Source organism: Shewanella loihica PV-4, from assembly GCF_000016065.1.
Lineage (GTDB): Bacteria > Pseudomonadota > Gammaproteobacteria > Enterobacterales > Shewanellaceae > Shewanella > Shewanella loihica.
Window position 1 is genome coordinate 3,253,129 of record NC_009092.1, and the last position, 12,148, is coordinate 3,265,276.

Annotated in this window: 8 protein-coding genes; 5 read left to right on the forward strand and 3 right to left on the reverse strand. The window is 54.7% G+C overall.

What is annotated here, in order from left to right:
- Positions 1 to 117: 117 nt before the first annotated feature.
- On the reverse strand, positions 118 to 1,914 hold the full coding sequence (locus tag SHEW_RS14215; protein ID WP_011866549.1) for a M61 family metallopeptidase: 1,797 nt from the start codon (positions 1,912 to 1,914) through the stop codon (positions 118 to 120).
- A gap of 127 nt (positions 1,915 to 2,041) precedes the next feature.
- Between SHEW_RS14215 and SHEW_RS14220 the strand changes: the two genes are divergently transcribed.
- The 5 genes from SHEW_RS14220 to SHEW_RS14240 all read left to right on the forward strand — a co-directional run bounded on the left by SHEW_RS14220 (position 2,042) and on the right by SHEW_RS14240 (position 8,701).
- The gene (locus SHEW_RS14220; protein ID WP_011866550.1) at positions 2,042 to 4,198 is read left to right on the forward strand and encodes a tetratricopeptide repeat protein; all 2,157 of its coding nucleotides are present in this window, start codon (positions 2,042 to 2,044) and stop codon (positions 4,196 to 4,198) included.
- Between the two features lie 191 nt (positions 4,199 to 4,389).
- Positions 4,390 to 5,946, forward strand: coding sequence for a GGDEF domain-containing protein (locus tag SHEW_RS14225; protein ID WP_011866551.1), 1,557 nt, complete (start codon positions 4,390 to 4,392; stop codon positions 5,944 to 5,946).
- Positions 5,947 to 6,020: 74 nt separating this feature from the next.
- Complete coding sequence (gene ppnN / locus SHEW_RS14230; protein ID WP_011866552.1) at positions 6,021 to 7,373, forward strand: nucleotide 5'-monophosphate nucleosidase PpnN; 1,353 nt, start codon at positions 6,021 to 6,023, stop codon at positions 7,371 to 7,373.
- Between the two features lie 18 nt (positions 7,374 to 7,391).
- Positions 7,392 to 8,162, forward strand: a complete 771-nt coding sequence (gene xni / locus SHEW_RS14235) for a flap endonuclease Xni (protein ID WP_011866553.1) — start codon at positions 7,392 to 7,394, stop codon at positions 8,160 to 8,162.
- 152 nt (positions 8,163 to 8,314) lie between these two features.
- Positions 8,315 to 8,701, forward strand: coding sequence for a DUF3192 domain-containing protein (locus SHEW_RS14240; RefSeq protein ID WP_011866554.1), 387 nt, complete (start codon positions 8,315 to 8,317; stop codon positions 8,699 to 8,701).
- A gap of 23 nt (positions 8,702 to 8,724) precedes the next feature.
- On the opposite strand, the gene SHEW_RS14245 is transcribed toward SHEW_RS14240, so the two are convergent.
- Positions 8,725 to 9,195: a methyltransferase family protein gene (locus SHEW_RS14245; RefSeq protein ID WP_150099971.1), complete on the reverse strand. Its 471-nt coding sequence runs from the start codon at positions 9,193 to 9,195 to the stop codon at positions 8,725 to 8,727.
- 133 nt (positions 9,196 to 9,328) lie between these two features.
- Positions 9,329 to 12,142, reverse strand: a complete 2,814-nt coding sequence (locus tag SHEW_RS14250; protein ID WP_011866556.1) for an alpha/beta hydrolase family protein — start codon at positions 12,140 to 12,142, stop codon at positions 9,329 to 9,331.
- Between the last annotated feature and the right edge of the window lie 6 nt (positions 12,143 to 12,148).

A 12,148-nucleotide genomic window follows, 5' to 3' on the forward strand; every position in this document is an offset into this window, starting at 1 on the left:
AAGGAATAAAAAACCACCCAAGCGGGTGGTTTTTTGTTCATGGGTTCAGCATTCATGCGTTCATACGTATGGCATTCAATACGCCTGCCGCGAGACAAGGAACGCGACGCTTGAACCTTATTTTTTCAGCTTACCTTCGCCATCGAAAGGCCAATCAATTCCCAGCCAGGCCTTGAAGAAGGCTTTCTGTTTCCGGCTCGGCTTATCGACGCTAACGAGCTTAAGCTTCTCACTGGGCTGCTCCGCCAGCGTCAGCGCCACCTCTTTTAGGGTATCGTTGCTAAAGAGCGTCACCTTGATGGTATCACCCGGGGTAAAGTCTTTGATGCGCGCCGCAAAGCCTTCGGCGGTGACCTTAAGGCCATTTATCGCCACCAGCTCATCGCCAGCTACTATGCCTGCCCGCCAGGCTGGCCCCTCACGTTTAACATGGCTGAGTCTTAAACTACCTTCACGAGTCTGCATGCCGGCATAGGCGATCGCCTTATTATCACTGCCATAATCTTTCTTCAGTCCCGCCTTGGCCAGCAAGGCCTCATAGTCCAGCACCAGCGGGCTGTTGACATGACGCTGCCACCAGTCGCCATAATCTTTGCCCGACAGCTCACGCAGAATCTGCTGCACATCGCTAACTTGGTACCCAACCGGAAGCTTAAAATCTTGATATAGTTTGGCATGCAGATCCCGATAGGAGGTCTTGAGTCGGGTGTCACTCAGCAGGCTAAAGTCCAGTGCCAGTGAGGTCAGGTAGCCTTCGGCATAGATGTTACTGCTGTGGTTCTGGGCATAATCGCCGCCACCGGCCACCCACTGACCGGCACTGGCCTCGGCGACAGACTGCACCTCGCGCCCCGGCGTCTGCTCGTTGCGCGTGATACGCCTGGCCAGATCTTCCAGGAACTCCTTAGGCGTGATCACACCGGCGCGCAACAAAAGCTGACTCTGAAAATAGCTGGTCGAGCCTTCGGCGATCCACAAGAGCTCGGTGATCCCCTCCTGCTGATAATCGTAGGGCACCAGCCCCTGAGGGCGGTAGGCCTTCACGTTCCAGGTATGAATAAACTCGTGGGAAGCCGTCTTGATAAAGCCGAGGTAATCTTTGCGCTCACGAAAGCTAAAGCGGGGGCGCTGGATAACCGTTGAGTTCAGGTGCTCGGTCGCGCCGCTGGCACCACTGGTGGCGTGCACCATATAGACATAGCGCTTAAAGGGGTAGCCTGACCAAATCGCCTTGGCCTGGCCGCTAAGCTTGGTAAGGTCTTCCACCATCTTATCGAGATCATAGTTACCCTCCCCCCAGACCACTAGTTCGTAGTCGCGGCCGTCTGCCGAGAAGGCTCTGTGCTGACTGATCCCCGTCTCTATGGGCGAGTCCACCAGCACATCATAATTGTCCGCAATAAATAGATGGGCATCCTTTGATTCCATGCCCGAATAGCTACGCCAGGCCTCAGGCACTTTTAGCGAGACATTTACTTTTTGATCGCGAAAATCTGGGCTATAGACAAATACACCGCTGGCATCCAAATAGGCATGGGAGGCATCGATATGACTCACCCTCTGCCCTAGGCTGTTGGCATACAGCTGATAGGTGACCTTGACCTGAGTCGGCTGGCTCAGTTTCACCTGCCATTCGCCGCTGGCGCTGCGTTGCCACGCTAGCGCCCTGCCTGACTCATCTTCGGCCCTAAAGTGGCGGATCGCATCCCCCAGGGGCAACACCTGATACTTGCCGGTGCGCCACACGGGTAGATTCACACTAAGCTGCTTGGCCTCGCTGCGGGGAAAATCGACCTCCACCTTGGCCAGGTGATGCTGAGGCTGGGTGAGATCGATCCGGTAATTAACATCTGCGTGAGCTTGAGACAGGAAAAAAGGACTAAAAATCAAAATCAAGGGTACAGCTAGTTTCACTCTGGCTTCCTTCTGTTATCATAGTTGTAATGTGAAGTTCGTCAGTATAACCCGATTTATCCCTCTCACTGCGGACAGAATTCTAAAAACATAATATGCCCGCCTGCGGCTCGGTGATGCTACGAAAATGCGCGTATTTCTCTACAGTCTGCTGCTGTTCTTTTGCTGTGCGACCTCGGTCAATGCAGCCTTCAGCCAATTGATCAGCAAAGAGGTTAAGTTTAAAGAGTCGGCCCCCGAGTTTTACCAAGACGCCATCGCCAGCCTCTCCTTCCCCATCGAATTTGCCAGCGAAGTGGAATTCAACCACCTCGCCGATACCCAAGGCTTCAGTAGCCAGGAGCTGGAGCAGCAGCTACAGTGGCTGGCCCGTGTCTACCTGGAGCCGGGCATTGGGGTCGATGACGCCATGGAGAAGGCGCAGCAGGTGATGACCCAACTTGAGATCATCGCCGACACTCCCTACGACAGGGCTTACTTGCTGATGCTCCAGGGACGCAAGACAGGCCGAGATAAGCAAGATTACCAGCTGGCGATCACTTACTATCAACAGGCGCTGGCTCAGCTCAAGGCCAGCGAAGATCTGCCGACTCAGCTGCTGCTACACAACATTCATTATCAGCTTGGCGACCTCTATCGCATCACGCTACAGAAGAACGCCGCCCTCACCCACCTCAACCAATATCGCGAGCTGGCCTATCAGCTTAGAGACGACTACCTGATCGCCAAGGCCGAGTCGACACTGGGGCACTACTACAGCGGCGATGAGCAATTTGCCAAGGCGCTGCAACATTATACCGAGGCGATCCGCCTGGCCGAGGGACTGGACAAGCCCTTCCTCAACGCCATCTTGTCGCTGCGCCTCGCCCGCGTCTATCGGGATCTCAAGTCTTGGGATGAAGCCCTGACCTACGCCCACAAGGCCGCCGATGGTTTTACCAAGGTGGGTAAAGACAATTATCTGTCTAGCGCCATGACGGTGATCGCCATGGTGTATGGTGAACAGGAGCGCTGGAATCAGGCGATCGATTACTACCTCAATGCCCAGCAGATAGATGTCAGACGCGGTAACCTGACCGCCCAGGCCCTTAACCTGCACAACCTGGGCGAAGCCTATTTCAACAACAAGGAACCCAAGCGCGCCCTGACTAACCTTATCAAGGCTAACGGTTTGTTCCTGCAGAAGAAGAGCAAGCACTACCTGATCTATAACGATCTGCTGATCGCCCAAGTAGCCAGCCAACTCGGCGACTGGAGCATGGTCAACGCCTATGCCGCCAAGGCCTTCGTATTGGCCCGGGAGAAGAAACTGCCGGAGCAGATGTTTGAGGCGCTGCAATATAAGACCCGCGCCCTGAAGGAACTGGGCGACATCGACAAGGCCCTAGCGGCGCTGGAACAGCTTATCGCCCTGAGTCAGGACCTCGAACACGAGAGCCAGAAGCCCTCAGACTATAGCCCGAGTGTGTTGGCCGAGCAGCAGCTTAAGCTGCAGCTCAGTCAGCTGCAGGCATCAAACAAGACACAAGAGAAGCAGGCCCATCAGTTCAGGCTGGCCGCCAGCATCATCTTTATCGTGAGTATGCTGCTGGCACTGGCCGGCATCAACCAGTGGCGCGGTAAGAGTAAGTTGAAAAGGCAACTGGCAAGCCTAAAACAGAAAGTAAATCAGGAACCCATTACCCAGCTGCCTGGCTATCACGGTTTCATCGCCCGCATGCGACAGAAAAATGAGATTGCCCAGCTGGCGCTGCTCTCTCTCGATGACGGCCACACGCTGGATCTCAACCTGGGCAACGATACCTATCTCGAGGCCACCGCGCGTCTGATGGACACCCTGAGTCGAGGCCTAGCCGGAGAGGCTTATCTTATTCGTCCGGGCCTCATCCTGCTGACGCTTAACGAGGTAAACGCCCATCAAGCACTGCAGGAGCGGATCCGCAGCTTGCTCGATGACCAGCCACAGAGTCAGGGCACTCATTTCAAGCTGGGCTGCATCAAGGTGCCGCTACTTGGTAATCCGGACATCAAGGTGACGCCGGATACTTACTTCAATGTGCTGCAGATGTTGGTGGCAGGCGCCATGAGTCTGGGGACGCAAAAAGATTGTTATGTCAGTATCACACCACTGAATTTTGCACCGGCAGCAATTTTGTCTAACCCGCTATACTTACACTTGGAAAAAGGGATCAGCCGAGGATTGGTAAAGGTCGAATGTAATGAGAATAAGGCACTCATCCAATGGCCCAAATGGCAGGGAGCAAACGATGCAGACCCCACATAATTTCACAAAAGTATCCTGCTTGGGTCACATACCCTCGACGGTGCATTTGCATAACCTACGAGATCGGATACCATTGGCCTCAAATAGGTCTCCATTAGACAATGGTAAAATTGTTCGGCAACTTCTAACTGCTTTACAATATAGAAGTTTCTTCCATAAACTGACGCTGAAACTTATTGATAAGGTCTAGAATGAAAGACGCTATGACAAGCCTCTCCCAGGTATCGCTCCTTCAGCAGAAACTCCATTCTGCCAAAATCGCCTTGGCCGAACTCAACGATCAGAAGGCCCAGAGCCAGAGCTCACTGCTGCAATTTATCGGTCATCTCAGCCTCGCCTGCAAGGGTCAGAGCATAGAGCTGGACAACAAGTTGGCCAAGCTGCGCCACAACCTGATCAACGTCGAACATATCGACGAAGTCTTGCCGGATCTGCTCGAGGTCGAGCAGCTACTCAAGCAGCAGTACCACCATGTGATGGGGCAGCTCGAAGATGGCCGCGCCAGCCTCGCCAAGGTGATCCGTCAGCTACAGCGTGTGGACTCGGTACCGGACAAACTCAAGAAAGAGATCGCCTACTATAAACAAGATCTCGGCAAGCCGTTTCATACTTATTGGGATTACTTTCCTAAGGTAGAACGTCTGGTGGGCTTTTTCGAAGCCATCATGCATGAGCAGCTCAGCCAGGGCGACAAGCTAGAGGTTCTGCCGAAACACAGGCAGCTGGCCCACGAGCTGGCACAGATGATCTCTGAGATCGAGTTTCGTAAGGATCAGCGCGATCAGGTATTAGTGATCAAAGATTACCTGGCCGCCGAGATAGATGTCGACGGTCTAATCGACGCCTATCAAACAATACTCTCACTGCTGCTGGAAAATATTGCGCTGGAGAAGAGCGCCTCTCAGGAGTTCCTCTACGCCCTTAACGATGCCCTCTCAGCGGTGCGTGAGGTGGTGAATGACTCCTACAACAGCAACCAGCGCAGCTATCAGCTGAAGAAGCAGCTCAACCGTGAGATCAACTCGCGGGTCGACAATGTAGGCGATGCCATCATAGACATCGACGACATAGACCACCTCAAGCTGCAGGTCACTGAGCAATTAGCCTCTATCCGAACCGCCCTCGGGCGCAAGGAGGCGCTGGAGCAGCGCGAACAGGCGATGCTGCGCAAGTCGATGGAGACGATGCGCGACGAGCTCAACGAGCTAAGTAAAGAGGCCAACGCCTATAAAGAGCGTCTGTTCGAGCAGCAGAAACTCAACCTGCTCGACACCCTGACCCAGCTGCCCAATCGCGCGGCGCTGGAAGAGCGTATGGAGCAGGAGTTCCGCAACTATCAACGCCATCGTCATCCGCTATGGGTGGCGGTTGCCGACATAGATCACTTCAAATCCATCAACGATAACTTCGGCCACAGCACCGGGGATAAGACGCTTCAGGTGATCGCCATGGCACTGAAAAACTCCCTGCGTGAATCTGAGTTTGTGGCTCGTTACGGCGGTGAAGAATTTGTCCTCCTCATTCCGGATGTGTCGGCCAACGACATAGAGCAGCTGTTGAATCGCGTGAGGGAGAAAGTAAAAAATATTCCCTTTAAGTTTAAAAATCAGAGAATTACGGTTACAGTATCAATAGGTGCTGCACAAATTCTTGAAAACGAGCAGATAAGCGAAACCTTCGAACGCGCCGACGCAGCACTCTACAAGGCCAAACATGAAAGCAGAGACAGAGTGATTATTGACGCCTAATCCTGGGGCTATCCCAGGAGTTTCCACCCTTTTCCCCGGTGTCATGGCTTTGGGTCTACTGCTAAGGAGTCGCCATGATCGTCAATATCAGTCCCAGAGGCAGTATGGATCAACTTTCCCAGCTGGAAGTTGATCGCCTCAAGCAAAACGCTAGCAGTGAACTCTATCAACTCTTTCGCAGCTGCTCCCTGGCGGTGCTCGCCTCAGGATTAAAAAGCGACAACGCCTGCACCCTGTTTGAGCAGTACAGTAACTTCAATATCAACGTGCTCAGGCGCGAGCGCGGCATCAAGATAGAGCTGGTCAATCCCCCCGAGGCCGCCTTCGTCGATGGCAACATCATCGCCGGGATCCAGGAGCATCTGTTTGCCGTCCTCAGGGATATCGTCTACCTCAGCGATCGCTACGACAACCTGAAACATATCAACCTGACCAACTCCAGCCATATCACCAACGTGGTGTTCGACATACTGAGAAATGCCCAGGTGATCCCCCGTCAGGATCCCAACCTAGTGGTCTGCTGGGGCGGCCACAGCATAGATGAAAACGAGTACCAGTACACCCGAGAGGTAGGTTACGAGCTGGGCCTGCGGAGCATGGATATCTGTACCGGCTGCGGCCCGGGTGCCATGGAGGGCCCCATGAAGGGCGCCGCCATCGGCCATGCCAAGCAGCGGGTACGCACCGCCCGCTATGTGGGTCTGACCGAGCCCAGTATCATCGCCGCCGAGCCCCCCAACCAGATAGTCAACGAGTTGGTGATCTTGCCCGATATCGAGAAGCGCCTCGAGGCCTTCGTGCGCCTGGGACACGGCATAGTGATCTTCCCCGGTGGCGCCGGCACCGCCGAGGAGCTGCTCTACCTGCTGGGCATCTTGCTTAACAAGGAAAATGCCAACATCCCCTTCCCCTTGGTGCTCACAGGCCCGAGGGAGAGCGCCGATTACTTTACCAAGATAGATGAGTTTGTCGCCGCCACCCTGGGCGAAGAGGCCCAGAGCAAGTATGAGATCGTCATCGATGACCCTGTGCGGGTGGCGCGGATCATGAGCCATGGCATGACGGTCATCAAGCAGCATCGCAGGGACACGGGCGATTCCTACCAGTACAACTGGTCGTTGAAGATAGAGCCCGAGTTTCAGCTGCCCTTCGTGCCGGATCATGAGATCATGAGCAACCTCAACCTCTACTACCAGCCCAACAAGGCGGATCTGGCGGCCAACCTGCGACGCGCCTTTTCTGGTATAGTGGCGGGCAACGTCAAGATGGACACCATGCGAGAGATAGAGCGCTCCGGCCCCTTCGAGCTCAGGGGCGACAAGCAGCTGATGAAGTTGATGGACACCCTGCTGCAGGCCTTCGTGGATCAGCAGCGCATGAAGCTGCCCGGCAGTGCCTATGTCCCCTGCTATCGGATCGCCACTTAACCCTATGTTAGAGACAAGATGAACCGATTTTTAATCATAGATGGACTCAACCTGGTGCGGCGCATCCACGCCGCCCAGCCTAACGAGAACGATGTTAATGGCCTGCCGGAACGGGTCACCTCCGCCTGCCGTAAGCTGCTGAGCAAACACAACCCCAGCCATGTCACCCTGGTCTGGGATGGCGATGCCATCTCCTGGCGCAAGAAGCTCTATGACGACTATAAGAAGGGGCGCAAGCCCATGCCCGAGGCCTTGAGTCAGGCACTGCCCGCCCTTAAGCAGCACCTCGCCGAGCGTGGCTTTCACTCCATCGACGCCATTGCCGAGGCCGACGATGTTATCGCCACCCTGGCCAGCAAGATGGTACAGGCCAAGGGAGAGGCGATCATTGTCTCCACCGACAAGGGCTTTACCCAGCTGCTCTCTCCCCAGATACAGCTGTGGGATCACTTCAATCAACAGGCGATCACCATAGAAGATCGCGAGCGTCAGCTCGGCGTCGATAGGAGTCAGTTTATCGATTTTCTCGCCATGGCGGGCGACAGCGGCAACAAGATCCCCGGCATTCCGGGTATCGGCCCTAAGTCGGCCTGCGAGCTGCTAAAGACCTTCCGCACCCTGGCCAACGTCTACGCCTCTCTGGATAAGATAGGCGCCAAACAGGCCAAGAAGCTCGAAGAGGGACGGGCGCTAGCGAGATTGAGCTATAAATTGGTGCAACTGCAGACCGATATCCCCCTCAATACCCGCCTGGCGAACTTCAGGGTTGAGCTGACGGCCAAGGCGTAAACATTCGCTTACTTATTTGTTGACGTTCTCGCACCTGTAAGCAAAAACGGTACTACCATACCTTTTTCATCTGCTTTATATTGTAACCAATATGTTGCAGTGGTTTAATCCACTGCAGATACACCCGCAGCATGGAAGGATCCCAAGGTAAGATGAAATCTAAAGTTCCAGTGATCATAGGCTCAATCTTCGCGGCCTATCTGGCCTTTGTCGCCGTCGTCGTCCTGGTTTATGAACCCACGCCAGACGATATGGACTGGGAAGACAGACAGGCCTACAACAACGCTAAGTTAACCGAACTGTCCATAGGACAACCGATAGAACAGATCAGGACACTCATGGGTAAGGCCGATTTTTCCGAGGCCAAGAGCAGCAATCAAGATACCCTACAGGTGCTCTTCTATCGCACCCATCACAGCAAGTCGGACGGCGAGACCACCCGCGACGAATGTACCCCGCTACTGTTTAAGAACAACAAGCTGATCGCCTGGGGCCAGGACACCTATCAGCAATATCTCGACTCTCCCGTCGGCGGCTAACCGCCAAGATAGAACAGGCGCTGTTATAACCAGCGCCTGACACTCTTTAAATACGCCCCATACTCCTTAGGAAACTTTGCCAGCAGGTAGGCCTCCTCGCGGCGGATCGCAAGCCAATAGACCCCAAGACAGGCAGGCAAGGTGCTGAGCAATAGCCAGGGCGAGGCTAACAAGAGCCCTAATCCAATGGGAAAGCCGCAGAAAGCCACATAGATAGGATTTCGGCTAAAGCGATAATAGCCAGAGGTGATGATGCTGGAGGTAGGCTTCCAGGGCTCGATGGCAGTCTGACGTCGCCTGAAGATGAGCATTATATGTAGCAAGACTAAGCTAGTTGCCAGCAGCAAGGCAGCACCGGCTATCTGACCTATGGGGTGACTCGTCAGCCCCATGGGATAGTGCCAATCTAACGCCAATGCCAGCCCCATGGAGAAGATAAAGATCAAGGGCGGCGGCACCCTGACGCTGGCGCCCTTGCTGTCGGTTTCTGTCATGCCCTGCTCCATATTGTTTCGCTCTCCTTAATCCTTTAACTTCTGACTCTTAATTATCTTAGCGCGCAGCACACTATTAAGACACGCCATAAAAAAGCCGGGCTAGGCCCGGCTTAAGGTATACAAGCTGGGCTTAGCCCGCCTTCTTATACTCTTGATAGGCCTCTCCCTCAGACAGCCACTTAGGCGCTGGCTTGCCCTTCAGGTAGTGATCGAAGTATTGCATCATGCGCAGGCTATAGTCGACCTTATTAGGGTATTTCTTCAGATGATGTGGCTCATCCTGATACTGGAGGAACACCACATCCTTACCCGCACGACGCATCGCCAGATACAGCTCAACCCCTTGCTCCCAAGGCACTGCATCATCTTTATCGCCAAACATGATCATCATAGGCGTCTTGATCCGTTCGACATAGAAAACGGGCGAGTTTTCGATATATTTCTGCGGCGCTTTAAACAGGCTCTCACCGATACGGCTCTGTCCCGTCTCATACTGGAACTGACGCGCAAGCCCAGTGCCGTGACGAATGCCGCTATAGGCGCTGGTCATGTTAGATACAGGCGCACCGGTGACCGCCGCCTTGAAGATAGAGGTCTGCGTCACGGCAAAGGCGGTCTGGTAACCGCCCCAGGAGTGGCCCTGAATACCGACGCCATCGGGATCGGCGATGCCCATATCGATAAGCTTCTGCACCCCGGAGGTCAACGCCTGAACCGAGCTCGCGCCTGGATAACCCACCTCGAAACGGATATCCGGTAGGAAGATGGCGTAGCCGTTATCGGCATACCAGGCGAAGTTTGGTCTGTGGTTCAGCTTCATGTCTGGGAAGGCATGCAGCCTGTCGCTCATGAAACGGTAGAAATAGACCAGCACAGGATAGCGCTTACCGGCCACATAGTTAGATGGCTTGATCAGCACGCCATCGAGCGGCTTGCCATCGCCGTTGGTCCAGTGCACCAACTCGGCCTTCCCCCAATCGAGCTGACGCTTTTGCTCGTCGAGACGGGTCTGGCGGATCGCCTGCTCAGGACTTTGCAGATCGCTGGCATAAAGATCCGGATAGAGATCATAACGCTCCTTAGAAAACAGCACCTTATCACTCTCTTCGGCGCGGGCCAGCAGCTTGAGCTTATAGTCGCCCTCCATCAGCGGCTTGACACCCGACACGCCCACCTTGGCGGTGTAGAAACCGTCGCCCTTGGTGCGCTCGTTATAGCCATGTAGCAGCAGGCTCTGATCCGCCTTAAGCAGATCCGGCTTGTCCGCCTTGTCTAGTAAGCCCGTGATGCGATACTGGATCTGCGCCTTACGTCCCTTGGCGGCTGTGAGACGAAACGCATCGCGAGAATCGGTATTGAACTGCCAGATATCATACTTATCGTAGGCCAGGAAGGCCGAGCCATCTTCGACCCAAGGGCCTAGTCCGTAGCCTGGCGCCACAGACGGATAGTCATGATCTTCGTCGGCAAACGGCGTCTTGAAATCTTTGGTCAGCTTGACCCGGCTATCCTGGGCGATCTGATACAGGAAGATGTTGCCCTGCTGATAATAGGCCACGAAGCGCTCGTTAGGCGACAGCGACGGCTTCTCGGAAACAGGTTGCTGAACGAGAAACGCCTGCTTGCGCCCTGTGTTGAGATCCACCAGATAATAGTCGCGGTAGAAACCGGCCCAGGTGATCATTTTAAGGTAAGGCACATCTGTGCTGGCGAGCATGAAGCGCTGCTGCTGACCAAGCTCAATATCCGGCACCGCCTGATCGGCCAGCTGCACCACCTGCTTAGAGCCAAGGTGCAACACCGCCAGATAGGTGCGCTTTAATTCTTTCTTGTACTGCTTGACCTCGTTTGGCTTGATACGTGGGTCGTCCCCATGCCAAACCCTGAGCTCGCGCTGGCCGGTGATCACCTCAGGATCATAGAGATCCTCCGCCTTGGCCACCTTAGGCAGCTCTAGCTGCTGACTCACCTCGGGCACACGGCCGAAGAACAGACGCTTACTGTCCTCGGAGAAGGTCAGCTCGCTGTAACGATTCAGGGTCCAGTCTTTGGTGTTGGCCACCTGATGCAGCTTGTCGCTACCCGCTTGATGCAGGGCGAGATGATATTCACGGCCCCAGGGGGCATCGCCGGCCTTGCCATAGGTAAAGGCAACATATTTGCCATCTTCGCTGGCCGACACGGCGCCTATCTGCTGGTCCACATAACCGGCAATCACCTGCAGCTCACCGCTGGCAAGATCCATGCGCTGCACTTTGTGCAGATTGTTGGCAACATCGTTCTGTGCCACCACCAGCTGGTGACCCACCTTATCGAAATAAAAGGCGGTCACATGGGCGAGCTTCTCACTCTTACCCGCCTTGAGGTCCACAACTTCTAAGGTGCGTCCCTTGTCATACTTATCGACTTTGGGCTTCTTGGCAGCGGGTGCAGGCTTAGCCTCGTTATTCTTGTCGTTGGCTTCCGGCTCATCCTTCTTATCGCTATCGGCCTCTTCACCGGCCTCATACCAGATGGCCAGATGAGTCCCGGCATCGTTAAAGGCAAACTCCTTCACCTTGTCATAGCGGGTCTCTTTGCCAGATTGAGTATCCAGCAGCGCCAGACCGGCCTTAAGTTTCTTGCGGGCCTTGAGGCTGGCTTTTTCCTGCTCGAGCAAGGCTGGCGCGATAGCAAAGGCGGCGAAACGGCCATCATGGCTGATCAACGGCTTGCTGCCGCCCGCCACGGTAAAACTTTGCTCGCTGCCTAGGCGCTTCACCATGCCGTGACTGTCTCCCCTGTCGGGACTGACCTCGACGGCAAAGGCACTGCCATTGGCGGCGAGCACTGGCTTATTGAGAGATTCGAACTTCATGATGACATCGGGTGTCACATCGGCGCTGAAGGCGGCGCAAGAAAAGAGACTGGCACACAAGAGGGATAGGGTCGGTAATGGCTTCAAGGTCTT